A 24,364-nucleotide genomic window follows, 5' to 3' on the forward strand; every position below is an offset into this window, starting at 1 on the left:
CGATGGAGAAGACTGTGTACAACTCTTTCCCCCTGCACCCCGAATGCCCCGACGTGCGCCGGCTGGCCGACAACCCGGCCGAGGCTCTGCTGCGCGCCGAGGCGGACATCGTCGCCGCCGAGAACGCCGCCGAGTTCGACAGGTACCGCACCCTGGAGAACCTGGAGGAGGCCCAGCAGGACGGTCGCGGCGTGACCCGGCGGACCTTCGTCGCCGGTGCCGCGGCCACCGCCACCGCGCTGGCCACCGCCCAGTTCGTCACCACCTCGGCGTCGTTCGCGGCGACCAAGACCGGCACCCTGATCCACGTCTTCCTCTACGGCGGGCTGGACGGCCTGAGCCTGATCGCGCCGGACAACGACGCGGTGCTCAACAAGGCCCGGCCCGACCTGCTGCTCGGCAACGACTCGCTGGCCCTGGGCCGCGGCTTCAAGCTGACCAGCGCGTTCAAGCCGCTGGAGAAGTGGCTCACGGCCGGTCAGCTGGGCTTCATCCCGGCGGTCTCCGACGAGCGGCTGTCCCGCAGCCACTTCCAGGCCGCCGACGCCTGCAACCTGGGCGGGCTGCCCAACGAGACCGGCGGTCGGGGTTGGCTCGACGGTCTGGTCGACAACCTGGGCAAGGGCACCGCGTTCCGCAGCGTCGGCATCGGCAGCACGCTGCCCCGCTCGCTGGTCGGCAACAACGGCGCGCTCTCCTTGAACAACGTCGGCTCCCTGCGGCTCAACGGTGACGAGCGGTTCCGGGCCGCCACCGAGAAGGCCATCAAGGGGCTCTTCACCGGGATCAACCACCCGGTCGAGGAAGCCGTGCAGGAGGGCATGGGCGCGCTGGCCACCGCCCAGAAGCTCGCCGCCAAGCCGTACCAGCCCGCCGAGGGCGTCAAGTACGAGGGCGTCGGCAACGCGTTCCAGCAACTCGCCCAGCTGATCAAGGGCGGTGCCAACGTCCGGGTCGCCACCGTCGGCATGGGTGGCTACGACACCCACGAGAACCAGGGCACCCGCGAGGGCGGCCAGCTACACCGCCGGCTCAACGAGCTGGCCAGCGCCATGGCCGCCTTCTTCACCGACCTCGGCCCGAAGGCCGCCGACGTGACGATCATGGTGTCCAGCGAGTTCGGCCGTCGGGTCGGCTCCAACAACAACGGCACCGACCACGGGCACGGCGGCGTGGTCACCCTGCTGTCCGGCAAGAAGCTGGCCGGTTCGCTGCTCGGCACCTGGAACGGTCTGGACAAGCTGGACTCCGGTGACGTGCCGGAGTACAACAACATGTTCAACGTCTACGGCGCGGTGGCGCAGGGCCGGTTCGGGCTCACCAACGCGGAGGTCGACAAGGTCTTCCCCCGCCAGAAGTACGCCCCGATGAAGCTGTACGCGTGACGTACCCGCACACCCACGCCGCCGGCCGTCGTACCGGGACCTCGTCCCGGCACGGCGGCCGGTCGGCTGCACCCGTACCCCCGCAGATCCCGGCCCGGCGCGGGCCCGGCGGCCGACGGCTGCTCGGCGTGCTGCTCCTGGTCGGCCTGCTCGCCAGCGTGGTGCCCTGGTGGCTGGGCACCCCGGCCGGATCGCTGCGGACCACAGCGGCCACCGTCACCTCCGCCGGCCGGATCACCGGCCTGGTCGCCGGCTACCTGCTGCTGGTGCAGGTGCTGATGATGAGCCGACTGCCGGTGCTGGAACGGTGGATCGGCGGCGAGCACATGGCCCGCTGGCACCGGGACATCGGCGCCACCCTGCTGGTCACCGTGCTGGCGCACATGTCGCTGATCCTGGTCGGCTACGCCGACCTGCGTAATCAGTCGATCCTCGCCGAGGTCGGCACGTTGCTCGGCGACTACGAGGACATGGTCTCGGCGTTCGTCGCCACCGGCATCATGATGCTCGTCGGGTTCAGCAGCATCCGGGCGATCCGGCGGGCGTTGCCCTACGAGATGTGGCATCTGCTGCACCTGTCCAGCTACCTGATCCTGCTGCTCGGCTTCGGCCACCAGTTCACCCACGGCGCGCAGCTGTACCGGCCCGGCCCGGTGCGCACCGGCTGGATCGCGCTCTACCTGCTGGTGGTCGCCGCGCTGCTCTGGGGCCGCGTGATCACACCGCTGGCGTTCAACCTGCGCTACAAGCTGCGGGTCGCCGACGTGGTCGCCGAGAGCCCCGACACCATCTCCATCTACCTCACCGGGGAGCGGCTCGACCGGCTGGCGATGCTCGGCGGCCAACACTTCCGCTGGCGGTTCCTCACCCGGGGCTGCTGGTGGCAGTCGCACCCGTTCTCCGTCTCCGCCGCCGCCAACGGCCGCTGGCTGCGCGTCACCGTCAAGGTGGTCGGCACCCACACCGCCGACCTGCGCGACCTGGAACCGGGCACCCGGGTCTGGGCCGAAGGCCCGTCGGGAACCTTCACCGCCGCGCACCGGCTCCGGGAACGGGCGCTGCTGATCGCCGGTGGCAGCGGCATCACGCCGATCCGGGCCATGCTGGAGGAACTGCCGCCGGGCGCGGCGCTCATCTACCGGGCCCGCACACCGGCCGACGTGCTGCTCAGCCGCGAGTTGGACTGGCTGGCCCAGGAACGCGACACCTCCGTCTGGTACGTCATCGGCTCCCGCGACGACCCCGGCCCCCGCCAGCTCATGAGCCCGGACGGGCTGCGGCAACTGGTGCCCGACGTGGCCCGGCGCGACGTCTACCTGTGCGGGCCGCCCGGTCTGGTGGAACAGTCGGTGCGGGCGCTGCGGCGGGCCGGCGTGCCCCGACGGCAGATCCACCTCGCCACGTTCGAGCTGTAGGAAGGGCATCCCATGCGTCGCGCGCTCCTCGCGATCACCGGCCTGGCCGCCAGCACCACCGCGCTTGTGGTGTTCAAGGGCTCGCCAGGCACCAGCCAGGTCGCCCAGAACCTGCCGACCGCCCAGCCGGTCAACCCCACCCCGCAGGATGTCGAGCCGAGCGTCGACCCGGCCGCGCCGGGCGATGCGCCTACCCCGTCGAAGACCGCCGACGCGCCGGTATCACCCAAACCCGGCAAGACCACCGCCCGCCCGTCGTCGGGCACCAAGACGACGAAGGCCCCCAGCGCTCCGCGGACCACTACCAAGGCACCCCAGTCGACCACCCGCCGGGTCCTGGGGGACGAGGTCAAGAACGAATACGGCTATGTACGGGTGCAGATCGTCGTCTCCGGTAACCGGATCGTCGACGCCGTCGCGGTGTCGCTGCCCAGCGGGGGTGAATCCGACATCCACAGCGGCGACGTCCGCAGCTCCTACGACGGCAGCGGCGGCCAGGTGGTGCAGAAGCAGAACGCGAACCTCAACACCGTCTCCGGCGCCACCGAGACCAGCAACTCCTACAAGCAGTCGCTGCGGTCCGCGATCGAGCAGGCATTCTGACGTGCGGGCCACGCTGAGCCGACCCGGGCTGTGCCGGGTCGAACAGATCATGGGTACGACGATCACCCTGGACCTCGCCGATGATCTGCCACCGGCGACGTTGCGTGAGCTGGCCGACGAGGTCTTCGCCTGGATGCACGAGGTGGACGGGCGGTTCAGCACCTACCAGCCGGACAGCGAAGTCTGTCGCTTCGACCGTGGTGAGGTGCTGCTCTCCGAGGCGTCTGCGGACCTGCGGTACGTGCTGGAGACCTGCGCCGACCTGTGGGGTGCCACCGACGGGTTCTTCGACGCGTACGCCACCGGTCGGCTGGACCCGTCCGGCTTCGTCAAGGGTTGGGCCGCCCAGGTCGCCTCGGACCGCCTCGTCGCCGCCGGTGCCGTCAACCACTGCGTGAACGCCGGCGGCGACGTACGGGTGCGGGGTCTGTCGCCGTCCGGGCAGCCGTGGCGCATCGGTATCCGGCACCCGTGGGACGCGATGGCGGCCTGCCTGGTGCTCAGCGGGACCGACCTGGCGGTGGCCACGTCCGGCGTGTACGAACGCGGCCGGCACGTGCTGGACCCGCGCCGGGGCGCACCGGCCAGTGGGCTGCGCTCGGTGACGGTGGTCGGCACCGACCTCGGGGTGGCCGACGCGTACGCCACCGCCGCCCTGGCCATGGGCACCCCCGGCCTCAACTGGCTGGCCCGCCTGGACCACCACACCCACGCGGCGATCACCGACAACGCCCGCGAATACCACTCGCCCAACCTCCCCCTAACCGACTAGCCCCCCACGCCCTCACCCCCCTCTCACGCCCGCGATCTTGCACTTTCGGTTGGTGTTCTGTCCCTGTGTGTGGAGATTGCCGGGACAGAAAGTGCAAGATCGCGGAGAGCTTCGCGGGGAGCGGGGCGGGCGGGGTTGGGGTGGGGGGTTGCGGGGTCGGGTTAGCGGAGGGGGCGGTGGGTGCCGGCTGGGCGGGAGCCGGTGGGGCGTGGGCGGCCGGGGCGGGACCCGGACGGTCGGGTGCCGGCCCAGCGGCGCCCCGGGTGGCTGCGCCGGGGCGGCTCGGTGCCGCCGGGGTGAGGCGCTCTGTCGTTTGTGGACATCGTTCCCCCGTTCGTGGCGCGCGTTCGCACCGTCCCCCTGTCAACGAGGACCGACGCCTCGGCGACGCTGTCGGGCACCGGATCGAATCCTCGACCGGGCCGGTTTCACATGCCGCGTCGGGGCAGCGGCAGGTGACCGGGGAGCAGGTCGGGGGCGAGTGTCACCCCGGCGGCGCGCAGCGCCCCGATCAACGTGTTCTGCACGAGGTACGAATCCGGAAGCTGCCAGCGCGCCTGCTCCGGGGCGACCGCCCAGCGGACCGTGCCCTCCGGCAGCCGGGTCGGCGGCGCGGGGATCCACGAGCCCGGCCCGTGCCGAACCACGTGGAAGCAGTGCTCCAGCTCCGGCCTGAGCGGGTCGCCGGGGCGGACCAGGAACATCCACCGCCCGGTGGGAGTGACCAGCACCGGTCCGCGTACGCCGGTGCCGGCCGGGTGGACCTGGACGGCGTCGAGCACGTGCCGGCCGAGGTGGGCGGGCACCTCCAGCACGTCGAAGGCCCGGCCGGTGGGCAGCAGCACCCCGTGCGGTCGGCTCCGCCACCAGGTCGCCACCCGGGCCGGGTCGGCGCTGGCGGCCAGTTCCCAGTTCTCCAGGGCGGGGTGGCAGCCCACTGTGGGGCAGCCGGCCCGGCCGCAGACGAAGCGGCTGCGGGCCAGACAGGCCCCCGGTGTGACCTCCCAGCCGTGTACCGCGTACCGGATGGCGACCCGGCGCAGCCGGACCCGTTCCAGCGGCGACAGTTCGGCAACGCGCGGTACGACATTCCCCCACATGTGTGCCAACTCCTCTCGTCGGGCCCGGCGTTCGCCAGGTCGCATGTCGAGCACCGTCACTGCCGTAACCCACGATCGTTGAGGTTGACGAACGGCTCGTGCAACTTGCACGAAAAGTACGAGGACTACCTGTCCGGCTGACGTACATCCTGTGCGACCAGCCAAAACCTGAACATGAACGGCAGTCGCCGCACCCGCGGACATCGCCCCGACTCGATTGGTCGTCGGTGGCAGGGGAGGATGGGGAGATGGACGAGCTACCCATAGGACGGCGAGTTGCCTACTGGCGGGGGCGGCGCAAGATGTCGCAGCAGGTCTTCGCGGACCGGCTGGGCAAGTCCAAGAGCTGGGTGGACAAGGTCGAACGCGGTGTCCGCCGGTTGGACAAGTTCTCCGTCCTCTACGAGATCGCCGACATCCTGCAGATGGACGTGCAGCTCCTGATGGGCAAGGACCCGGAGCGGCGCGCCGACGCCCTCAACTGCATCGACCAGGTCGAGGTGCAGGAGATCCGGGCGGCGCTGGAACGCTACGACTCGATGAGCGCGTACTTCGACGCGGCGCCGTACCCGCCGCCGATGGACGACATGCGCAAGGCCGTCAACCACGCCTGGCTCACCTACCAGTACGGCCGCTACGGGATGCTCACCCGGGCGCTGCCGAAGCTGCTGCGCGACGCCCAGGCGGCCGACGCCGCCTACGGCGGTGAGCAGGCCGCCGAGGCGGCCCACCTGCTCGGGCAGGTCTACCAGATCGCCTCCTCGGTGCTGCGCAAGCTCGGCGAGTGCGAGCTCGCCTGGTTGGCCGCCGACCGGTCGATGGCGGTGGCCCAACGGGCCGACGACCCGCTGCTCGCCGGGATCGCCACGACCCGGGTGTGCAACGCCCTGGTCGCGATGGGGCGGGCCCGTCCCGCGCTGGAGTTGAACGTCCAGATCGCCAACCGGTTGGCGCCAGGTGGAAGCAACGCGGTCTCCCCGGCCCGCCTCTCCGTCTACGGGATGCTGCTGCTCCAGGGCGCGATGGCCGCGTCCCGCATCGGTGACTCGGCCAGCGTCGACGACCTGATCAACTGCGCGCAGGAGGCCGCCACCCTGCTCGGCGGCGATTACAACCACTACTGGACGTCGTTCGGCCCGACCAATGTCGAACTGCACCGGGCCGCCGCCGCCGTGGAGCTGGGCGACGGGGGGCGCGCCGTGGAGGTGCACCAGCTGCGCATCGCGGAGCCCTCCTTCAACGCGCTGCTGCCCGAGCGCCGCACCCACCACCTGCTCGACATCGCCCGCGGCTACGCCCAGATAGGTGACGTGGCGAACGCCGGCGAGATGCTGCTGCTCGGTGATCGGCTCGCCCCGTCGGAGATCCGCTGCCGGCCGATCGCGCACGAGGTGATGTCCGACATCCTCCGTCGCACACGTGGTGCGCCGCCTTCTCCGGTAGCGGAGTTGGCTGAGCACATGGGAGTAGGGGTATGAGCGCGGAGCCGGTCTGATGGCCGGTGCAGCGCACAACAGCGGGCACCGTGAGGTGCTCTACGTCATCGCCTGCGGCTCGCCGCTGGCCCGGCACGTCGGTCGTCTGGTCGACCTCGCCCAACAGGACGGTTGGGACGTCTGCGTGGTCACCACGCCGGACGGCGCGAAGTTCGTCGACCAGTCGGCGCTGATTCGGCAGACCGGCCACCCGGTGCGGACGCACTACAAGAACCCCGGCGACCCGGACGTGCTGCCGCCCGCCGACGCCATGATCGTCTGCCCGGCCACCGTCAACACGGTCAACAAGTGGGCCGCCGGGATCACCGACACGCTGGCGCTCGGGCTGCTGGTCGAGGCGCAGGGCAAGGGCGTCCCCATCGTGGCGGTGCCGTACACCAACGCGGCGATGGCCTGCCACCCGGCGTTTCGTGCCGGGGTGGCCCGGTTGGCCGAGTGGGGCGTCACGGTGCTCTTCGGTGACGATGTGATCGCCCTGCACCCGCCCGGAACGGGGGAGCAGCACCTGCACGCCTTCCCCTGGGCGATGCCCTTGGCCGCGTTGCAGACCGTCTCCTGGAGCGCCGCGTAGCGCGTCCGGCAGATCTTCCACCCGACGCGGCCGGGCCGGGTGTCACCGCCCGGCGGCCCCGACGCCGGTAAGCTGGCCCGCCGTGAGCACAAGCGGATCCGCCCCCACAGTCAGCGACGTGGTGGCCGCGCTGGAACGGCGCTTTCCGCCGGTCTGGGCGGAGGAGTGGGACCGGGTGGGCCTGGTGCTCGGTGAGCCGGCCGCTCCGGTCCGCCGGGTGCTCTGCGTGGTCGACGTGGTGCCCGAGACCGTCGACGAGGCCCTGGCCGCCGAAGCGGACATGATCGTCGCGCATCACCCGCTGCTGCTGCGCGGGGTGTCGTCGGTCGCCGCGACCACGTTCAAGGGACGGATCATCCACCGGTTGATCCGGGCCGGGACGGCGCTGTACGCGGCGCACACCAACGCCGACGTGGCCTCCCCGGGCGTCTCCGACGCCCTCGCCGCCCGCTTCGGGCTCACCGGTCTGCGCCCACTCCAACGACCCGCGCCCGGCTCGCCCGCCCACGGCGACGACAGGGGTTTCGGCCGGATCGGCGAACTGCCCGAGCCGATGACCCTCGCCGAGCTGACCCGGCACGCGGCGGCGGTGCTCCCCGTCACGTCCTGGGGAGTTCGCGCGGCGGGGGATCCCGGGCGTATGGTTCGTACCCTCGCCGTCAGCGGCGGGTCGGGGGACAGCTTCCTCGGCGCCGCGACCGCCGCCGGGGTGGACGCGTTCCTCACCGCCGACCTGCGGCACCACCCGGCCGGCGAGCACCTCGCCGCCGATGGTCCCGCCCTGATCGACGCCGCCCACTGGGCGACCGAACGACCGTGGCTGGACAACCTGGCCGCCTTCCTCCGGGAGGCGCTGGACGTCGAGACGCTGGTGTCCGACCTGGACACCGACCCGTGGACCGTGCACGCCGCCGCACCCGTTGTGGACGACAAGGAGCCCGACCGTGAAGGCTGACCCTCAGGTGCAGCGCCGCCTGCTCGACCTCCAGGCGATCGACACCAACCTCGCCCAGCTCGCCCACCGCAGGCGGACGCTTGCCGAGCGGGCCGAGCTGGAGTCGCTGGCCCGGGAGCTGTCGTCGATGGAGGACGAGCGGGTTCGCGCCCAGGTGGCGGTGGACGACCTGGACCGGGACATCGCCCGGTTGGAGAAGGACGTCGAGCAGGTCCGGGCCCGCAAGGAGAAGGACGAGAACCGGCTGGCCGCCGGCACCGGCCCGGCCCGCGAGCTGGAGGCGCTCCAGCACGAGCTGGTGTCGCTCAAGCGCCGCCAGGGCGACCTGGAGGACGCCGAGCTGGAGCTGATGGAGCAGCGGGAGACCGCGCAGGGCTTACTGGACGGCGTGGAGCAGCGGCTCGCCGAGACCCGGGACAAGCGGGCGGCGACCGAGCAGCGCCGCGACGAGGCGCTGGCCGAGATCGCCAAGGAGGAGGAGTTCAAGCGGGGTGCGCGTCAGCCGCTCGCCGCCGACCTCCCGAGCGAGCTGGTCAACCTCTACGACAAGATCCGCGAGGACACCGGGCTGGGTGCCGCCCTGCTCACCGCGGGCCGCTGCGGCGGGTGTCGTCTGGAGCTGTCCGGTGCCGACCTGGCCCGCATCCGCAAGGCCGCCCCCGACGACGTGGTCCGCTGCGAGGACTGCCGGCGGATCATGGTCCGTACCAACGAGTCGGGCCTGTAGGTCGTGGCGCCGCGCGTCGTCTCCATCGAGGCCGACGGTGGATCCCGGGGCAACCCCGGCCCCGCCGGCTACGGCGCTGTGGTCCGTGACCCGGAGACCGGCGAGGTGCTCGCCGAGCGTTCCGAGTCGCTCGGTACGGCCACCAACAACGTCGCCGAGTACCAGGGCCTGATCGCCGGGTTGACCGCCGCCGCCGAGCTGGGCGCCGCCGAGGTGGACGTCCGGATGGACTCCAAGCTGGTGGTCGAGCAGATGTGTGGCCGGTGGCAGATCAAGCACCCCGGCCTGCGGCCCCTCGCCGCCCAGGCCGCCGCGCTGGTGGGCCGGTTCACCGCGGTCCGGTTCAGCTGGATTCCGCGCGAGCAGAACCGGCACGCCGACGCCCTCGCCAACGCCGCCATGGACGCCGCCGCGGGTCGTCCGTCGGCGACCGCGGCCCCCGCCCGTCCGGCGACGATCGCGGCCACCGGCCAGCCCTCGACCACGCCCGCCGCCCCGATCGTCGGCAGCGACCCGGCGACCGCTCCGGCGTCCTGGGAGCCACGGCCGAGCTTCACCGCCACCCGGCTCATCCTGGTCCGGCACGGCGAGACCCCGTACACCGAGCAGGGTCGTTACTCCGGGCGCGGCGACGTGCCGCTCTCCGAGCGTGGCCGCGCCCAGGCGCAGGCCACCGGCACCCGGGTGGCCGAGCTGGCCCCGTCCGTCGCGGCCGTGCTCAGCTCCCCGTTGTCCCGGTGTACGGCCACCGCGGCGTCGATCGCCGGGGCGCTCGGTGACGTGCCGGTCCGCACCGACGACGACCTGATCGAGTGCGACTTCGGCCAGTGGGAGGGGCGAACCTTCGCCGAGGTGCGCCAGCAGTGGCCGGGGGAGATGGACGCCTGGCTCGCCTCACCCCGGATCGCGCCGCCGGGTGGCGAGTCGTTCACCCAGGTCGCCGAACGCGCGCACCGCGTCATCAGGGGGCTGCTCACCGCGTACCCCGGTGAGACGGTGGTGGTCGTCTCGCACGTCTCGCCGATCAAGCTGGTGTTGCGTGACGCCCTCGCGGCCGGCGACGGCTTCCTGCACCGGCTCTTCCTGGACGCGGCCGGCATCTCGGTGTTCGACATGTGGCCGGACGGCGGCGTCGCGGTGCGCACTGTCAACGACACCGCCCACCTCGCGGCCCTCTGAGCCGATCACCCTTCGGCTGGTGACCCGCGCCGTTCGGCGCAGGTCACCAGCCGTTCGGCGCAGCACCTTCCCAACGGGTCACGTGACGCCCATCACAGAGTCGTAGCCTCCGGCCGTTGCATCGAAAGCCACGACTCCCCGGAGGTGTGTCAGATGGCTGCACCCGAACCGGAGGCGCCGCCCACGGCGCCGACCAGGGCAAAGGACCACAGCCCCTGGAACTGGTTGCTCTTCATCCCCATCGTGGTGCCGCTGATCCCGGCGTTCTTCAATGGCGACTCGCCCCGGGTCTTCGGCTTCCCGCGCTTCTACTGGCTGCAACTGGCCTTCATCCTGCTCGGCGTCGGCACCACCACGTTGGTCTACCAGATGACGAAGAAGCGGGGAGGCCGCTGATGTGGCGCGACCATCTCACCGAGATCATCGTCTTCTCCCTGCTGTTCCTCCTGGTCAGCGTGATGGGCTTCGTGGCGGCCCGGTGGCGGGCACCGAAGGACATGGCGCACCTGGACGAGTGGGGGCTGGGCGGACGCAGCTTCGGCGGCTGGATCACCTGGTTCCTGGTCGGCGGTGACCTCTACACCGCGTACACCTTCGTGGCGGTGCCGGCGTTGATGTTCGGTGCCGGCGCGGCCGGGTTCTTCGCCGTGCCGTACACCATCGTCATCTACCCGCTGGTCTTCCTGGTGCTGGTGCGGCTCTGGTCGGTGTCGCACCGGCACGGGTTCGTCACGCCGGCCGACTTCGTCCGCAACCGGTTCGACTCGCCGGTGCTGGCGCTGCTGATCGCGATCACCGGCATCGTGGCCACCATGCCGTACATCGCGCTGCAGCTGATCGGCATCGAGGCGGTCCTCAAGACGATGGGCGTCACCGGCGACAACGCGCTGGCCCGACACCTGCCGATCATCATCGCGTTCGCCATCCTGGCCGCCTACACGTACCAGTCGGGGTTGCGCGCGCCCGCGTTGATCGCGTTCGTCAAGGACAGCCTGATCTACATCGTGATCCTGGTGGCGGTCATCTACCTGCCGTACAAGCTGGGTGGCTGGGGTGACATCTTCGCCGCCGCTGACGCGAAGTTCGACGCCTCGCCCAACCCGAACGACGGCATCCTGCTCAACGGCAACAACCAGCTTCAGTACGTGACGTTGGCGTTGGGCTCGGCGTTGGCGCTCTTCCTCTACCCGCACAGCATCACCGGTGTGCTGGCCAGCCGGAACCGCGACGTGATCAAGCGCAACATGTCGGCGCTGCCCGCGTACAGCCTGCTGCTCGGGTTGATCGCGCTGCTCGGCTACATGGCCATCGCGGCCGGCGTGAAGCCGCTGCCCGGCGCCAAGGAAGGCACTGTCGACAGCAACACCGTCGTGCCGTTGCTGTTCGACCAGCAGTTCCCGGACTGGTTCGCCGGTGTCGCGTACGCGGCGATCGGCATCGGCGCGCTGGTGCCCGCAGCGATCATGTCGATCGCGGCGGCGAACCTGTTCACCCGCAACATCTACAAGGAGTACCTGAAGCGGGACGCCTCCCCGGCCCAGGAGGCGAACGTCTCGAAGATCACCTCGCTGGTGGTGAAGGTCGGCGCGGTGGCCTGCATCGTCTTCCTCGACCCGCAGTTCTCCATCGACCTCCAGCTGATCGGTGGCGTGATCATCCTGCAGACGCTGCCGGCGGTGGCGCTGGGCCTCTACACCCGTTGGTTCCACCGCACCGGCCTGATCGTCGGCTGGGTGGCCGGCATGGGGCTGGGCATGTGGATGCTCTACCAGGTGGCCAGCCCCACCCGGAAGCACTTCGGCGGCTCCGCGTTCCCGCTGTCGGAGTTCGGGTTCGACACCACCAAGACGATCTACGTCGGCATCGTGGCGGTGGCCGTCAACCTGGCCGTGGCGGCGCTGGTGACGCTGGCACTGCGGGCCGCGAAGGTCGAGGAAGGAGTCGACGGCACCGAGCCGGACGACTACTTCGCCGACGAGGGCGACCCCCGCGTCACCCCGGGCCCCGAACGCGACGCCGACTCGGCCCGCGAACCGGTCGCCTAAGCCCGGGCTGGGCCCTGCGCCCCGGCCCTTCCGCGCCCGGCCCTTCCGCGTCGATCATGGAGTTGTGGTGCCTGGTTGATGACTGTTCACGGCAGTCGTCCCCCACCACAACTCCATGATCGACGATGCGTGAGCCTCACGAGCCCTTGTGGAACTACTCGCGCCGGTCCGCTGACCCGATTCCCCTGAGGGCGAGGGTCAGCAGTTGTTCCGCCTTGGGCGCGCCCATCGGTTGCGCCGCGAGTGAGATGCCGTTGGCGAGGATCATCAGGTCGGCCATGGTGATGTCGGGGCGTACCGAACCCTCGTCGACGGCTCGGCGTAGCAGTGGTTCACCGGCGGCGACGAGCATCGCGCCGCAGGCCTCCGTCTCCTCGGGGGGCTCGTTCAGGAGAGATTCCGCGAGGCCGCGGGTTGTCGTGGCGTACGCGGTGACCTCGTGCAGCCAGGTTGTCAGCCCGTCGAGGGCGTCCGGCGCGGCGAGCAGATCTCCGGCACGCGCTGCCAGGTTGCGGACGCACCCGCGGAAGACAGCCTGGAGCAGCGACCACCGGGTGGGGAAGTGCCGGTGCAGGGTCGCCGAACCGACCCCGGCGGACCGCGCGATCTCCTCCAGTGAGGCGTACGCGCCGTCGCGGGCGATCGCCTCGGAGGCCGCCGTGACGACGAGGTCGTAGTTGCGCTGCGCGTCAGCTCTCATGGCCCGCCTTGCAGAAGTGGGGTGGTCCCCCGTATCGTAGCCGACTGGAAGTGGGGGACCACCCCATTTGTTTCTCAGGAGGCATCGTGGCTGTTCTCGTCATCGGCGCGACCGGTAAGCAGGGCGGGGCCACGGCCCGAGCGCTGCTCGACAAGGGCGTCCCGGTCCGTGCCCTGGTCCGTGATCCCGGCGCCGACAGCGCCCAGGCTCTGCGGGATCAGGGTGCCGAGCTGGTCACCGGCGACCTGGACGACTCGGAGTCGCTGTTCGCCGCGGCCGACGGCATGGATGGCCTCTTCTCCATCCCGTATCCCGACGTGACGAACATGCACGGCGACGCCGAGGTGACCCGCGGCCGCAACGTCGTCGAGGCGGCGCGCCGGGCCGGTGTGTCGCACGTCGTGCACAGCAGCGTCTCGGGTGCCGGCGACTTCCACCGCAACCAGCCCGGATGGGCCGAGGGCCGGTGGGACAGGCACTACTGGGAGAGCAAGGCGGCCATCGACGAGATGGTGCGCTCCGGTGGCTTCGCGCACTGGACCGTCCTGAAGCCCTCGACCTTCATGGAGAACCTCGTCGGCTGGTCCTACCTCTTCGGCGACTGGTCCAGCGGCACGATCATCACCGGCTTCGCCGCTGACACGCGGATGCCGTGGATCGCCGTCGACGACATCGGCGAGGCCGCGGCGATCGCGTTCACCGACCCGGGGAAGCTCGACGGCCAGGACGTCGAACTCGCCGGCGACCTGCTCACCATGACCGAGGTCGCGGCCATCCTGAGTGAGGTCACCGGCCGGGCCATCACCGCTCCCGTACTCACCCCGCAGGAGGCCGTCGAGCGCGGGCTGCTGCCCGCCATGGTCAACGCGGTCGAGCGGATCAACGAGATCGGAAGCCCCGCTCGTCCGGAGATGGCCCGCGCCCTCGGCCTGCCCACCACCGACTTCCGCACGTGGGCGCGGCGAACGTTCTCCTGAGAACCGGTCGGTCGCGGACCCGCGCCGGGTGTGCGTTCACGCCGCCGGGCGGGGTGCGGGTTCTACGCCGCCGGGCCGGTTCGGCGGATTCACCGCACGATCGTGCTCGATCCTTGTTGTAGTGGTGTCAGGCCGCACGGCAGGCCACTACAACCAGGATCTTGCGCGATCTTGGTTGTAGAAGAGCTTCTCGCGCGGCCGGATGGCGCGGTGAGCCAGACGACGAGACCGCCACGCGCTCAGCGGGGGCGGTTGCGGTTTATCAGGGCCTGGTTGAGGCGGCCCAGCAGCCGTGCCAGGGTCTCCCGGTCATCGGTGGTCCAGTCGGCAAGCATGTCCCCGTAGAGCCGGGTGCGGGCGGCCTGGACGGCGGCCATCCGTTGCAGACCGGTCGAGGTGGGGGAGATGACAGTGCCGCGCCCGTCGGACGGGTCCGGGGTACGGGTGATCAGGCCGTCGCGCTGAAGCGCGGACACCTGCCGGGTGACTGTCGAGCCGTCCAGGTTGAGCCGGGCGGCGAGCGCCGAGACGTTCTGCGGGCCGGCGTCGGCCAGGTGGCGCAGGATGACGTACGCCGCGCGGTCCAGCACCCGGTGCTCGGCGGTGCCGGTGGCCCGCCGGGTGGCCTCGCCGAAGCGCATCAGCAGGGCCACCTCGGTCTCGATCTGGCCGAGGGTGCTCTCGTCACTGTCGTCGCTCATAGCTGTATCATACAGAATAAATACCTGTACGATACAGCTATCTGAGGAGTCGGAGTGGATCGGCGTTCCGAACCGAACCGCAGTGCCATCTACGCCACCACGCTGGTGGCCTTCCTCGCCATCGCCGGCATCGCCGTCGTCGACCCGATCCTGCCCGCCATCGGCGAGGCGATCGGCGTCACCGCCTGGCAGGTCGAGCTGCTGTTCACCGCGTACATCGCGGTCATGGCCCTTGGCATGATCCCGGCGACGCTGGCCAGCGGCCGGTTCGGCTTCAAACCGGTGCTCATCACCGGCGTCTCCGTGGTCGGCCTCGCCGCGATCCTCGCCTCGTTCAGCGACAACATCGTCCAGCTCTCCGTGCTGCGAGGCGTCTGGGGGCTGGGCAACGCGATGTTCTTCGCCACCGCCATGGTGGTGCTCGTCAACCTGGCCGTCGACAGGGAATGGGTGGTGGGCCTCTTCGAGACCGCCCTCGGCCTCGGCTTCGCCGTCGGACCGCTGATCGGCGGCCTGCTCGGCGAGGTCAGTTGGCGGCTGCCGTTCTTCGTCTGCGGCGTCTTCATGGTCCTCGCCCTCGGCGTGGCCTCCCGCAAACTCCGCGAGCCCACCAACCGGCAGGCCCCGGTACGCGTCGGCCAGATCTTCGCCACCTACCGCCGCCCGGCGTTCATCGCCCTGTGCGTGGTCACCGCCGCGTACAACTTCGTGTTCTTCGTGGTGCTCGGCTACACGCCGCTCTTCCTCGGCCTGGACGTCATCCCGCTGGGGCTCGCCTTCACCGGCTGGGGTCTCGGCCTGGCCGCCGGCATCATGGTGATCGGTCACCGGCTGGCCCACCGCATCGGCGCGGTACAGACCGTCGGCGTGGCCATCGCCGGGCTGCTGGTCTGCATGGTCCTCTTCGCCACCTCCACCAGCACCGCCGAGGCGCTCGTGGTGCTGGTGCTCGCCGGGCTCTGCATGGGCCTGGCCAACGCCAACCTCACCGACCTGGCGCTCGGCCTCGGCTCCAGCGACCGGCGCGTCGCCACCGGCGCGTTCAACCTGGTCCGCTGGGGCGCCGCCGCGCCGGCACCGATCATCTCCGGCAAGCTCGCCGAGCAGTCGCTGGCGCTGCCGTTCTGGGTCGGCTTCGGGGTGCTCGCCGTCGGCGTGCTCGTCTACCTGGCCTTCGCGCACGTGATGGCCGCCGGCTACGGCGAGCGGGTCCTCTGGTCCCGCTGGAACCGCGCCGCCGCCGACACCGAACACGAGCCCGTCGGCGAGACCTACTGACCGGGCTCGTCCCGCCCCGCCCGCGTGCCCCTGCCGCCTCGCGGCGAGCCGGCGCCAAGATCCGCTCAGTTTCAGGGAAACTGCTGCCTCCGGGCTCGCTGAGGCAGCAACATCCCCGACGTTGCGCGGATCTTGGCTGTGACGCCGCTCAGTGCAGGGCGCGCCAGAGCAGGTAGAGGCCGATCGTCGTACCGAACACCACGATCACCGTCTTGAGCACCACCGGCGGCAGCCGGCGGACGAGCCGCGCGCCCGCGTACCCCCCAAGGAGGGTGGCGGGCGCGACCACCGCGACCGCCGCCCAGTTCAACGGGCCGAACACTGCGAACACCACGAGCGTCGTCAACCCCACCACCGCGGAGAGCAGATTCTTGATGGCGCTCACCCGGGCCAGGGTCGCGTCCAGCACCAGGGCCAGCCCGGCCACCAGCATCACCCCGAGCGCCGCACCGAAGTACCCGCCGTACACCGCGCCGAGCGCGACCATCGTCTGCACCGCGACCGTCCGCCGGCGTGGCGACAGGTCCCGGGGGTGACCGACCAGCCGGCGCAGCGGGTCCTGGAAGGCCAGGACCGCTGTCGCGCCGAGAACCAGGAAGGGTACGACCAGCTCGAACGCGCGGGCCGGAGTGGCCAACAGCAGCAACGCCCCGACAATCGTGCCCACGATGGTGGTAGGAACGAGCGTGGCCAGCGCACGGGGACGCGGCAGATCCTGCCGACTGCCCGCCACACTGGCCAGGTAGCCGGGGAAGACCGCGACGGAGTTGCTGACGTTCGCCGGCACCGGCGGCAATCCGATCGCGATCATCGCCGGAAAGGTGATCAGCGAACCGCCACCGGCCACCGCGTTGACAGTGCCAGCGGCGAGACCGGCGGCGAGCAGCAGCGCGGCGTGGGAGAGATCCATAGCCCCACGAGGCTAGCCGTCGCCTTCTGAGCTGGCTTCGCGGGATCGCGGGTGAGCTGCACGATCTTGCCCAGGTGGGGCGGCAATACCGGCACCACGCTCGTCGTTAGGATGAGAGCGCGACGGACGAGTCGACCGGGCGGCCGCGTCGGCGGGCTTCGGCCCGCCGCCGAGGAACGTCCGGACTCCACAGGGCAGGGTGGTTGTTAACGGCAACCCGGGGCGACCCGCGGGACAGTGCCACAGAAAACAGACCGCCGACCCCAACGGGGACGGTAAGGGTGAAACGGTGGGGTAAGAGCCCACCAGCACCCCGGGCGACCGGGGTGGCTCGGTAAACCCCGCCCGGAGCAAGGCCAAGCAAGGGCCGTCACCGCAAGATGACGACCCGGCGCAGACGCTTGAGGGCTGCCCGCCCGATGTCTGCGGGTAGGCCGCTGGAGCCTGCCGGCAACGGCAGGCCGAGATGGATGGCCGCCGCCGGCGCAAACCCCTCGGGGTACGCGCCGCGCACAGAATCCGGCGTACAGGTCGACTCGTCCGTCGCCCACCAGGCCAGCCGCCCCGACATGGTGGCTGACCTGCAGTTTTTCGGGCGCTGGTGGTCGTCGGTGGTTGTCTCTGGTCAGCGTTTGACGGCCCGGTGACGGCCCAGACGGCCCAGGGACGGCCCAAGAGCAGCCATATCCGCCGGATGGCCACTCAACGACCAACATCCGTCAAAGCTATTTACTGCTCGTCATCGATCAACTACAGATCCTGCATGAAGATCCTTCGGCGGTACTGGGGGCTGCTCGTTCTCTTGGCGTTGATCGCCGTCTGGTGGTCCGGCAACGCCGGCCCTGAGCTCCTCTACTTCTTGTCCGCCGGAGTGGTCATATGGTCGCTGCTTCAGGCACCCGCGTGGTGTGGTGCCGGTACCCGCAAGCGGGGAGCCTTCTGCCGCAACAACTCCTACGGACTGCTGCTCGGGTGCCACCTACGCGAGCACAGATGGCAGAAGTTCAAGCTGCTCTTTTGGAATCGCCGATGGGCCGAGTTCAGTCGCGGGACCTGGGCGACCCCAGCTTCCAGGTTGGCGACCGTGACGGGTCTGGTCGGGACCGTCTCGGCCATCGCCACCGGCATCAAGGACTTCGCGTTGAGTTGAAGCGGAACTAAGGGCCGCTGCCGCGCTACCAGCAGCGACGCTGGCCGACACCTGCTCAGAAGGCGTCCCGGGCTGCCATGGTTGCTGGTGCTTCACCACGTTTCACGGCGTCTTGTGCCCCCTGTGCTCCTCCGGAGTCCACGCTCGTCCATCGGCGTCCGGGCCGATCGTCACCCAGTTAGTCACTCACGAGCCGTAGTCCTCGAACTCATGCTGCGCCAGGCGTCCCACCTTCGACGCGACCTCGCTCCAGCTGGCACCCTCGATGTTCCGGATCAGCTTGCGGAGGAACTGCTCGACGCGGCCAGCGTGGAAGTGATCGACAAAGAGCCAGTGTCTTCCAACGATGACGTCCTGATCAGCGAGCATCCGTGACAGAGCAGCCGGAGTGCACACCGTTGCCTGGAACCGCTCCTCACCCGGACCATCGCTCGGGCCTGCGTAAATTTCCACAAGCTGCATGGTGACGGCGGGGTCCTCGGGAGGGCCTTGCTCAAGGTCGGGGAACCTGACCGAGTGAACAACAACGCGCATGCCCGGACCCTAGCGGCCCAAACGCCGTCCTCGTGCTGACCAACGAGACGATCAGCTTGGGAATCGTGTTGATCTGCACGTCGGGTAGTCGCGTCACCTGGGACATCGCTACCAAGCGTTGATCACCGGCCAGGTCCGTGCCTCTGTGGCCCCGTGTTGACCGCTGCGTCGGGCACGGATCGGACACGACGCTGGCCGAACGAGACAATGGGCGTCGCTCGGCGTGGCCCAGCTACTGTCGTCCGCGTGGAACGGCATCGACTGATCGCTCTGTTGACGGGCAAGGGCAGCGCCGACGCGATGTGCCGAAACGCGCTCGATCGTGGTGCGGACTTCACCATCACGGATGGTGCCCTGCCGGCAAGCCACTACGCCCGCATCTACGACCGCCGGGAGCGGCACTGCCGACAGCGTGGGATCGCCACGCTCAGCTTCCGTCAAGGCGTCGAACGCCTGCATGACGCGACGGATCAGCCTGTGCGCCTGGGCTGGGTCAAGGTCACAGACCCGGACCGCCATTTCCAACTCTTCTTCACCGACGACCTGTCTGCCGTTGTTGCCTGCATCGGGATTGACCAGCGCTTCAGGCACTCCAACGAGATGACGGGCCAGGACTGACCTCTTCGTCCCGAAGGAACTACCAGCCCTCGATGAGCTGCGCCAGCAGCAGGTTTGGGCTGTCCGAACGGTCCACCGCAGTCCATGGCCGTCCGGCGTTGCTCGGTGCCCATCGTCACCCAGTTGGTCACCCAGCTCAGGTTGTCAGACGTTGAAGCGGAACTAAGAGCTACGAGCCGCCGGCCATCCCTGTCCCTTCTCTTGCGATGAATCTGGCACCTTCTCCGACCGGGGTTTCGTCCCTAGACTAGATCGGTGAACGCCAACAATGTAGAGCAAAGAGTCAAGGATCTCCTCGAAAGCGGCGACCCACTTTTCATGGTGGAATCCGCAGTCAACGAAGTCAGAAAGCTTATAGATCCACGCATCGAGCTCCTCGCGGAGTCCGTAACTCAGGTCGAGCCACCCGACCGAGACCTCCTAAACCTCTGCATTGCAAGGAGGCAGACGGAAGCACTCAGCTCAATCATGAAGCTGTGCGCGGAGGGTCAATCGTACTCAGCCACAGCACTTTTGCGGCCCATGTGCGAGGACTTGATATTTGGTCGCTGGATCAACACGCTCAGCAAGTCCGACGCAGACCAGTTTTTAATGCTGAAGACCCTCCAAGAGATATTTCGGGGCGAAGCTGCACAAGAATCATTCTTCCCTGCCCTTCGGGCAGCATATGGTCGGAATCGCACGGAAGCTTCTGAAAAGCGGATCGAATTTTATAAGGCGCAAGTCAAAAACCTCGGAGAGAAGTTGAAGGACCTCGGCCAGCTGCTGGGCTGGAAAGGCCGGGAATCCCCTTCGGTTAAGCGGATGGCCGAGCAGGCCGACTCTTTAGCGATTTATGAGTTTTTCTACCACGCTTCATCGTCGTCCGTTCACGCTAATCCTCACCACATGTATCGCATGGTTTGGGGGACTCCTGGGGGCAATTTCAGCATCACTAATGGCCACATGGAGAGCTACTACCGCCACCTCGCGATGATCCATGGATCCTATCTCTATTTCGAGCACTGGCAACTCATTCAGAGTCACCATCCGGGACCCTTCGAGGATGTGAGCGAGGCGATCAATATCTGGCTTGCGCTGCTCATCATTCCCTTCGCCGAGAATGAAAGCCCGGGGATTATCACCAAGAGGGAACTGGCCTGGAGGAACCCCGAGCGCGGAAGTCGGAAGGAATAGCGGGCCGGAGATATTCTCCCGCCAAGAAGTCATATGATCCCCACACGTCAAGCGCGTGAAAACGAAGATCCTCGTGCCATCCCGTCTGCCGTCGACCCGCCTTTAGGGGAGCGGGCTGCCGCCCGTCCCGCCACGCCAAGACGGCCTTGATCACGGTCAGACGCTGGTGGGTCGGGCGGTGGTCTGCTCGGCTTGCCCGGGTCAACGGTGGGCGGGATGGCTCCCACCGCCACCACCCACGGACCGCAGGCCGCCGACGGACCCCCGGCCATCCTGGAGCCGGAGCGCCCCCGCCGGAGGCGCAGTAACCGCCACCCTGCCACCGACCGGCAGCCGCTGACGGACCCGGCGTGCGCTCTCCGACGCCGCGCGGTGCTCGCCGCGCGGCTCGGCCGGCTGCCGGCCCCACCACCCCACTTGAAAGGGCCTGCGTCATCCGGCGGCCCACAGGGCTACCCGCCCTCCGCGCCAGCCGCCGGGCGTGTTGCGTGGCCGGAGTCGAAGCGCTAGCGGAGCGACGGACGCGCGCCCAGGCGAACGGCGCGTGCGGCCCGTTCAGGGCCGCCTTGAAGACGTACAGAAACTTCGAACGGCCGGCAGTCCGGCAGACGGATCACAACGGAGTAGACAGGCCGGTTCCACAGGCCGGTAGCACGTGGGACTAGACAGCCTCGTCCTGGCTTCGGCAAACGTCTTCAATCGCCGGTTGGCTTCGTACGAGCAAGCAGGCAAGATCGACGTGAGGCTGTCAGACCCAACATCTAGCCTCGCCACTATGGCGAACCAACGCGGGAGCATCCAAGAGCGGGTCAGGCGCGCCCTCTATGTGCTGAGCCGTGGTCGCTGCTACGCGCCGGGATGCGCAGAGCCGGTCATCGTGCTGGATGGCGAGGAAGCCGTCTTCGTTGGGGAGATCGCTCACATCATCGGCGCGTCAACGTCTGGCCCTCGTGGCCAAGGGGCCTTGACGAACCGCGAGGTGTTCGCCAATTTACTACTGCTCTGCGGCAGGCATCACAAGATAATCGATGGCCGCCAGACGCGCGATCGCTATCCGCCGGACGTGTTACAGAAGTGGAAGAGTGAGCGTGAGCGTGAATTTGATACCGAAACATTAGCAGACTTGAATCGAGCCGAGTTCTCCGCAAAGGAGTTGCCGCAAAAGCTGCTGTCTTCCTTCAAGGAGGCCACAGCCGAGCTAAGTGAGACCGTCAACCAACTCGAAAAGGCGGGACGTCTTACCCATGACGCCGCCGAGATGCTGCGCAGTGCTGTGGCGCATATCCCGACACCTGATTCCGAGTTCCATCGCTCCGCAATGCTGCTAGCGAACTTCGCCGACGCTTTACCTAGCTTCGACAGGTCCGCTCGGGCGCTCGGACTCTTCGTCGACGCGCACCCAAGCTTCGGTAGCGCGGCGAATAGCCTTGGTATGTTCGTCGAGCGGATGCCTGCACACGTACTATCAGACGCCTCCACCGCTTTTTCAAGTTTCTCGGAACGGGTAGACATTCATCGGATGGCAGGTGCCGCAACAAGCCTTGAGGCGGTACTGGGAAACATGCCCAACCCAGAGGAATACCGTCAAGCGGGCAGAGAACTGGCCAATAACCTGTCCGTCGTCAACTCGCTCGCGGACGCGGAAAATCCCTCTGGTGCCCAGCAAGTATTTGTAACCCGAAATGGCCTGCCCGGCCCGGCAATACTCGCACTTCTAGTAGTTGCGGCACTGGCTGGCATCCTAGGTACCGTGTGGATTGGTAACAAAAGTCGTCAAGGGGCCGAAGATGCGCGTCAAGCCTGCACGGGTCCCAGCATTCCACCCAACTTCAAAGTCACGCGACAGATAGAAGTGGAAGCAACGCCATCTCTTTCGCCTTCGCCGTTCGTCTGCGAGACGTGGTATCCGCCGCCCATTACTCGCACCTCCCAAAAGTAACTCCTTGGTCGCTGGGCCAGCGCGAATGCCGTGTGAAACACGGCCTAGCGGCGCCACCTCGCGTAACAGAGGCATCCGAAATCATCGTGGGGGTACGGCTGTGCGAGAGCCGAGTCGTGGCGTTGTGCCGTAACACCCTTAACGACGTCTCCGCGACCGGGGCCGCCGCCGCGGGTCGGGCTGGATCGGCTGCCGCCTCGCCTGTCCGACGAGGCGGGTAGGTGTCCCGGCGGCTGGCGGGTGGTTTACTCCCGGTGCCGGAGGCGTCCGGGTCGCTTAGCGCAGGCCGGGCTTCCTCACCCATCGCGCGAAGCGCGCGGTGTTTCGTCGACTACGGCCGCTCGGCGATCTGGGCGACGAACGCGGCCCAGGCGGCGGGGGCGAAGGTCAATGCCGGTCCGGCGGCGTCCTTCGAATCGCGCACGGCCACGACACCGGGCAAGTCGCTTGCCACCTCGACGCAGTTGCCACCGCTCGCGCCGCTGCGGGTGGACTTGCGCCACCGGGCGTTACTGAGGTCCATGATGGCTCTCAACTTCCTTCAGCAGGTCGATGGACTGCCGGCGCGGTAGAGCCTCGTTTCGGACGCTCTCCCACCTTGCCTGAAGCGTAGCTACCTCATCGTCCTTGTCGATGACGTCCCCGCCAAGCTGGTTTTCGAGGTGGCCAACCCACACGCCCTCGCTGGACCGGGCCAGGGCGAACGGTCCGGACAGTCCGATGTGCAGGCCGCTGCCGATCGGAATGACGTGGACGTGAACGTGCGGAAGCTCGGCCATCGCGACCAGGTGAGCAACCTGCTGGGCCATGATGCCGCCCAGCCCATCGCCCGTGCGCCGGATCGCGGCTTCGTCCAGTACGGCGACGAACTGTGGCCGCCGCTCGCCGGTAAAGATCGCCTGCCGGTTCATGCGCGCCTGCACCCGCTGTTCAACCTCGTCGTCGGTGAGGCTTTCGACTGTTCGCAGGACGGTGCGGGCGTAGTGCTCCACCTGGAGCAGGCCGGGGATGAGGTTGGGCTCGAAGTAGCGGAGCTGTGTCGCTTGGCGCTCAGCGTCCAGCCAGGGCAGGAACCATGACGGTGCGCCGAACTTCGTCGCCAGGCGCTCGAAGAGTCCGCCGTTGTTCAGCGCCCGGTCAGCACCCTTGATGAAGTCGATTGTCAGCGCTCTCGTGCCGCTCTCCACGGCGCTGACGTGTGAGGCGCTGAAGCCAGCAGCGCGGCCGAACGACTCTTGCGTCATGCCGGAAGCCCCTCGGGCCCGGCGGATCTCGCCAACGATGAACGCTGATAACGGACCTGGTACGTCAGCCATTCAACGCCCCTCAACTCAAAGATCGACTACCCGAGGTGCCACACGTCGGGGCCCTGTTGGGCCAGGTCACCCCGGACGCCGGAAGCACCTTCCGAGCGTAGTGGTCTCCACAGCAGAGTGTCACCAGGCGGCGCGGCTGGCAGGCCCACGAGATCCGGTGGTCGCGTTCGCAGCGGGGCCGCTCCCGGCGGGCGAGCACTCACGGGAGCGGCCCCTTCCCAACGGCACCAAGGGGAAGACCGTGCCCGACGACAAGCCCGAGAAGATGAAAGGCGGCGACGTCATCCACCTGACCACCGCGGCGAGCGTGCAGTTTCTGCGCCCGATCTTCGTGCGCGTCATTCGCGAGTTGCCCGAGCGGCACACGTACCACGGTTGGGTCTGGATTGAGGGTTACCAGCTGAACGCGGCGGGCGACGCGGTCGCGCACCGCGAGTTGTACGTGCGGCGCGCAGGCGTGCGGATGCAGGCCCTGCCGACCAGGCGTCCGCGACGTCCGGTGCGGGTCGGATGACTCCGCACCTGCCGATGCGCCCAGCCTGGCTGTGCCGCAACTGCGCCGCGCCCTGGCCGTGTGGCCCGGCTCAGCTCGCGCTCGTGACCGAGTTCTACGGTCATTCCATCGCGCTGGCGTTCTACCTGGCCGCGTCGATGCAGGAGGCAGCCGACGACATGTACGGCCTGGGGTTGCGCCCGGACCTGGCCGCGCTGCACGCCAGGTTCCTCGGCTGGTTGTCGCGGGCCCATCGGTCCCACCGACGGTGAACCAGAGGACGCCGGCCGGGTGGGTTGCCCCCACCCGGCCGGCGTTCGGATC

The 24,364-nt window shown here is 68.9% G+C and carries 26 protein-coding genes and 1 other RNA gene; 20 read left to right on the forward strand and 7 right to left on the reverse strand.

All coding sequences use genetic code 11. The annotated features are described in order from the left end of the window. Positions 1 to 2: 2 nt before the first annotated feature. Genes ACIBEF_RS16145 through ACIBEF_RS16160 form a run of 4 tightly spaced genes read left to right on the forward strand, consistent with a single transcriptional unit; the run spans position 3 to position 4,175 of the window. Positions 3 to 1,385, forward strand: coding sequence for a DUF1501 domain-containing protein (locus ACIBEF_RS16145; protein ID WP_396794071.1), 1,383 nt, complete (start codon positions 3 to 5; stop codon positions 1,383 to 1,385). After that, positions 1,382 to 2,800 (forward strand): ferric reductase-like transmembrane domain-containing protein, encoded by a 1,419-nt coding sequence (locus ACIBEF_RS16150; RefSeq protein WP_396794072.1) that lies wholly within the window; start codon positions 1,382 to 1,384, stop codon positions 2,798 to 2,800. Before ACIBEF_RS16145 ends, ACIBEF_RS16150 begins: the two co-directional genes overlap by 4 nt. Positions 2,801 to 2,812: 12 nt before the next feature. Beyond that, positions 2,813 to 3,403, forward strand: a complete 591-nt coding sequence (locus ACIBEF_RS16155; protein ID WP_396794074.1) for an FMN-binding protein — start codon at positions 2,813 to 2,815, stop codon at positions 3,401 to 3,403. Between the two features lie 49 nt (positions 3,404 to 3,452). After that, positions 3,453 to 4,175: an FAD:protein FMN transferase gene (locus ACIBEF_RS16160; RefSeq protein WP_396794163.1), complete on the forward strand. Its 723-nt coding sequence runs from the start codon at positions 3,453 to 3,455 to the stop codon at positions 4,173 to 4,175. Positions 4,176 to 4,603: 428 nt separating this feature from the next. On the opposite strand, the gene ACIBEF_RS16165 is transcribed toward ACIBEF_RS16160, so the two are convergent. Next, the gene (locus tag ACIBEF_RS16165; protein WP_396794165.1) at positions 4,604 to 5,275 is read right to left on the reverse strand and encodes a bifunctional DNA primase/polymerase; all 672 of its coding nucleotides are present in this window, start codon (positions 5,273 to 5,275) and stop codon (positions 4,604 to 4,606) included. A 248-nt stretch (positions 5,276 to 5,523) separates the two neighbouring features. Between ACIBEF_RS16165 and ACIBEF_RS16170 the strand changes: the two genes are divergently transcribed. From ACIBEF_RS16170 to mctP, 7 genes are all read left to right on the forward strand, one after another. Further along, positions 5,524 to 6,753 (forward strand): helix-turn-helix domain-containing protein, encoded by a 1,230-nt coding sequence (locus ACIBEF_RS16170; protein WP_396794075.1) that lies wholly within the window; start codon positions 5,524 to 5,526, stop codon positions 6,751 to 6,753. A 16-nt stretch (positions 6,754 to 6,769) separates the two neighbouring features. Continuing rightward, positions 6,770 to 7,342: a flavoprotein gene (locus ACIBEF_RS16175; RefSeq protein ID WP_238690551.1), complete on the forward strand. Its 573-nt coding sequence runs from the start codon at positions 6,770 to 6,772 to the stop codon at positions 7,340 to 7,342. A gap of 118 nt (positions 7,343 to 7,460) precedes the next feature. Beyond that, entirely contained in the window at positions 7,461 to 8,297 is an 837-nt protein-coding gene (locus ACIBEF_RS16180) for a Nif3-like dinuclear metal center hexameric protein (RefSeq protein WP_396794167.1), read from the forward strand. Next, on the forward strand, positions 8,287 to 9,024 hold the full coding sequence (locus ACIBEF_RS16185) for a zinc ribbon domain-containing protein (RefSeq protein WP_396794076.1): 738 nt from the start codon (positions 8,287 to 8,289) through the stop codon (positions 9,022 to 9,024). Before ACIBEF_RS16180 ends, ACIBEF_RS16185 begins: the two co-directional genes overlap by 11 nt. Before the next feature lie 3 nt (positions 9,025 to 9,027). Further along, positions 9,028 to 10,203 (forward strand): bifunctional RNase H/acid phosphatase, encoded by a 1,176-nt coding sequence (locus ACIBEF_RS16190; protein ID WP_396794077.1) that lies wholly within the window; start codon positions 9,028 to 9,030, stop codon positions 10,201 to 10,203. Positions 10,204 to 10,356: 153 nt separating this feature from the next. Continuing rightward, on the forward strand, positions 10,357 to 10,599 hold the full coding sequence (locus tag ACIBEF_RS16195) for a DUF3311 domain-containing protein (RefSeq protein ID WP_091409411.1): 243 nt from the start codon (positions 10,357 to 10,359) through the stop codon (positions 10,597 to 10,599). Further along, complete coding sequence (mctP, locus tag ACIBEF_RS16200) at positions 10,599 to 12,248, forward strand: monocarboxylate uptake permease MctP (protein WP_396794078.1); 1,650 nt, start codon at positions 10,599 to 10,601, stop codon at positions 12,246 to 12,248. Before ACIBEF_RS16195 ends, mctP begins: the two co-directional genes overlap by 1 nt. Before the next feature lie 154 nt (positions 12,249 to 12,402). On the opposite strand, the gene ACIBEF_RS16205 is transcribed toward mctP, so the two are convergent. Continuing rightward, positions 12,403 to 12,948, reverse strand: coding sequence for a TetR/AcrR family transcriptional regulator (locus ACIBEF_RS16205; RefSeq protein WP_396794079.1), 546 nt, complete (start codon positions 12,946 to 12,948; stop codon positions 12,403 to 12,405). A gap of 86 nt (positions 12,949 to 13,034) precedes the next feature. On the opposite strand from ACIBEF_RS16205, the gene ACIBEF_RS16210 reads away from it, so the two are divergent. Continuing rightward, positions 13,035 to 13,925 (forward strand): NmrA/HSCARG family protein, encoded by an 891-nt coding sequence (locus ACIBEF_RS16210; protein ID WP_396794080.1) that lies wholly within the window; start codon positions 13,035 to 13,037, stop codon positions 13,923 to 13,925. Positions 13,926 to 14,164: 239 nt separating this feature from the next. Here ACIBEF_RS16210 and ACIBEF_RS16215 read toward each other — a convergent pair whose 3' ends face one another. Further along, a complete protein-coding gene (locus ACIBEF_RS16215) occupies positions 14,165 to 14,626 on the reverse strand; it encodes a MarR family winged helix-turn-helix transcriptional regulator (protein ID WP_396794081.1) in 462 nt (153 codons plus the stop codon). A 54-nt stretch (positions 14,627 to 14,680) separates the two neighbouring features. On the opposite strand from ACIBEF_RS16215, the gene ACIBEF_RS16220 reads away from it, so the two are divergent. Then, complete coding sequence (locus ACIBEF_RS16220) at positions 14,681 to 15,904, forward strand: MFS transporter (protein WP_396794082.1); 1,224 nt, start codon at positions 14,681 to 14,683, stop codon at positions 15,902 to 15,904. Between the two features lie 148 nt (positions 15,905 to 16,052). Here ACIBEF_RS16220 and ACIBEF_RS16225 read toward each other — a convergent pair whose 3' ends face one another. Continuing rightward, positions 16,053 to 16,814: a sulfite exporter TauE/SafE family protein gene (locus tag ACIBEF_RS16225; RefSeq protein ID WP_396794083.1), complete on the reverse strand. Its 762-nt coding sequence runs from the start codon at positions 16,812 to 16,814 to the stop codon at positions 16,053 to 16,055. Positions 16,815 to 16,941: 127 nt separating this feature from the next. Here ACIBEF_RS16225 and rnpB point away from each other — a divergent pair. Both rnpB and ACIBEF_RS16235 read left to right on the forward strand, forming a co-directional pair. Continuing rightward, an RNA gene (gene rnpB / locus ACIBEF_RS16230) (RNase P RNA component class A) lies at positions 16,942 to 17,357 on the forward strand. A 220-nt stretch (positions 17,358 to 17,577) separates the two neighbouring features. After that, a complete protein-coding gene (locus tag ACIBEF_RS16235; RefSeq protein WP_396794084.1) occupies positions 17,578 to 17,964 on the forward strand; it encodes a hypothetical protein in 387 nt (128 codons plus the stop codon). Between the two features lie 186 nt (positions 17,965 to 18,150). Here the strand turns inward: ACIBEF_RS16235 and ACIBEF_RS16240 are convergent, their stop codons facing one another. Beyond that, positions 18,151 to 18,498 (reverse strand): immunity 8 family protein, encoded by a 348-nt coding sequence (locus tag ACIBEF_RS16240; RefSeq protein WP_396794085.1) that lies wholly within the window; start codon positions 18,496 to 18,498, stop codon positions 18,151 to 18,153. Between the two features lie 246 nt (positions 18,499 to 18,744). On the opposite strand from ACIBEF_RS16240, the gene ACIBEF_RS16245 reads away from it, so the two are divergent. The 3 genes from ACIBEF_RS16245 (at position 18,745) to ACIBEF_RS16255 (ending at position 22,231) form a co-directional block, all read left to right on the forward strand. Next, on the forward strand, positions 18,745 to 19,116 hold the full coding sequence (locus ACIBEF_RS16245; RefSeq protein WP_396794086.1) for a hypothetical protein: 372 nt from the start codon (positions 18,745 to 18,747) through the stop codon (positions 19,114 to 19,116). 255 nt (positions 19,117 to 19,371) lie between these two features. Further along, the gene (locus ACIBEF_RS16250) at positions 19,372 to 20,292 is read left to right on the forward strand and encodes a DUF5677 domain-containing protein (RefSeq protein WP_396794087.1); all 921 of its coding nucleotides are present in this window, start codon (positions 19,372 to 19,374) and stop codon (positions 20,290 to 20,292) included. Positions 20,293 to 20,998: 706 nt separating this feature from the next. Then, on the forward strand, positions 20,999 to 22,231 hold the full coding sequence (locus ACIBEF_RS16255; RefSeq protein WP_396794088.1) for a hypothetical protein: 1,233 nt from the start codon (positions 20,999 to 21,001) through the stop codon (positions 22,229 to 22,231). Between the two features lie 331 nt (positions 22,232 to 22,562). Here the strand turns inward: ACIBEF_RS16255 and ACIBEF_RS16260 are convergent, their stop codons facing one another. Then, a complete protein-coding gene (locus ACIBEF_RS16260) occupies positions 22,563 to 22,754 on the reverse strand; it encodes a DUF397 domain-containing protein (protein ID WP_396794089.1) in 192 nt (63 codons plus the stop codon). Next, positions 22,741 to 23,547: a Scr1 family TA system antitoxin-like transcriptional regulator gene (locus ACIBEF_RS16265; protein WP_396794090.1), complete on the reverse strand. Its 807-nt coding sequence runs from the start codon at positions 23,545 to 23,547 to the stop codon at positions 22,741 to 22,743. The genes ACIBEF_RS16260 and ACIBEF_RS16265 overlap by 14 nt, the downstream gene beginning before the upstream one ends. A 241-nt stretch (positions 23,548 to 23,788) precedes the next feature. Here ACIBEF_RS16265 and ACIBEF_RS16270 point away from each other — a divergent pair, with 241 nt between their 5' ends. Together ACIBEF_RS16270 and ACIBEF_RS16275 are read left to right on the forward strand one after the other, a co-directional pair. Further along, positions 23,789 to 24,061: a hypothetical protein gene (locus tag ACIBEF_RS16270; RefSeq protein WP_396794091.1), complete on the forward strand. Its 273-nt coding sequence runs from the start codon at positions 23,789 to 23,791 to the stop codon at positions 24,059 to 24,061. Then, positions 24,058 to 24,312 (forward strand): hypothetical protein, encoded by a 255-nt coding sequence (locus tag ACIBEF_RS16275; protein ID WP_396794092.1) that lies wholly within the window; start codon positions 24,058 to 24,060, stop codon positions 24,310 to 24,312. Before ACIBEF_RS16270 ends, ACIBEF_RS16275 begins: the two co-directional genes overlap by 4 nt. Positions 24,313 to 24,364 lie beyond the last annotated feature (52 nt).

This window comes from Micromonospora sp. NPDC050795 (assembly GCF_044456785.1).
Classification (GTDB): domain Bacteria; phylum Actinomycetota; class Actinomycetes; order Mycobacteriales; family Micromonosporaceae; genus Micromonospora.

Excerpts from the sequence above, each read along its gene's own strand:
- ACIBEF_RS16160 (WP_396794163.1), top strand. The coding sequence starts at position 3,453 with ATGGGTACGACGATCACCCTGGACCTCGCCGATGATCTGCCACCGGCG.
- ACIBEF_RS16225 (WP_396794083.1), bottom strand. The coding sequence starts at position 16,814 with ATGGATCTCTCCCACGCCGCGCTGCTGCTCGCCGCCGGTCTCGCCGCT.
- mctP (WP_396794078.1), top strand. The coding sequence starts at position 10,599 with ATGTGGCGCGACCATCTCACCGAGATCATCGTCTTCTCCCTGCTGTTC.
- ACIBEF_RS16260 (WP_396794089.1), bottom strand. The coding sequence starts at position 22,754 with ATGGACCTCAGTAACGCCCGGTGGCGCAAGTCCACCCGCAGCGGCGCG.
- ACIBEF_RS16235 (WP_396794084.1), top strand. The coding sequence starts at position 17,578 with ATGAAGATCCTTCGGCGGTACTGGGGGCTGCTCGTTCTCTTGGCGTTG.
- ACIBEF_RS16275 (WP_396794092.1), top strand. The coding sequence starts at position 24,058 with ATGACTCCGCACCTGCCGATGCGCCCAGCCTGGCTGTGCCGCAACTGC.
- ACIBEF_RS16205 (WP_396794079.1), bottom strand. The coding sequence starts at position 12,948 with ATGAGAGCTGACGCGCAGCGCAACTACGACCTCGTCGTCACGGCGGCC.
- ACIBEF_RS16215 (WP_396794081.1), bottom strand. The coding sequence starts at position 14,626 with ATGAGCGACGACAGTGACGAGAGCACCCTCGGCCAGATCGAGACCGAG.
- ACIBEF_RS16240 (WP_396794085.1), bottom strand. The coding sequence starts at position 18,498 with ATGCGCGTTGTTGTTCACTCGGTCAGGTTCCCCGACCTTGAGCAAGGC.
- ACIBEF_RS16195 (WP_091409411.1), top strand. The coding sequence starts at position 10,357 with ATGGCTGCACCCGAACCGGAGGCGCCGCCCACGGCGCCGACCAGGGCA.
- ACIBEF_RS16155 (WP_396794074.1), top strand. The coding sequence starts at position 2,813 with ATGCGTCGCGCGCTCCTCGCGATCACCGGCCTGGCCGCCAGCACCACC.
- ACIBEF_RS16265 (WP_396794090.1), bottom strand. The coding sequence starts at position 23,547 with ATGGCTGACGTACCAGGTCCGTTATCAGCGTTCATCGTTGGCGAGATC.
- ACIBEF_RS16170 (WP_396794075.1), top strand. The coding sequence starts at position 5,524 with ATGGACGAGCTACCCATAGGACGGCGAGTTGCCTACTGGCGGGGGCGG.
- ACIBEF_RS16175 (WP_238690551.1), top strand. The coding sequence starts at position 6,770 with ATGGCCGGTGCAGCGCACAACAGCGGGCACCGTGAGGTGCTCTACGTC.
- ACIBEF_RS16165 (WP_396794165.1), bottom strand. The coding sequence starts at position 5,275 with ATGTGGGGGAATGTCGTACCGCGCGTTGCCGAACTGTCGCCGCTGGAA.
- ACIBEF_RS16145 (WP_396794071.1), top strand. The coding sequence starts at position 3 with ATGGAGAAGACTGTGTACAACTCTTTCCCCCTGCACCCCGAATGCCCC.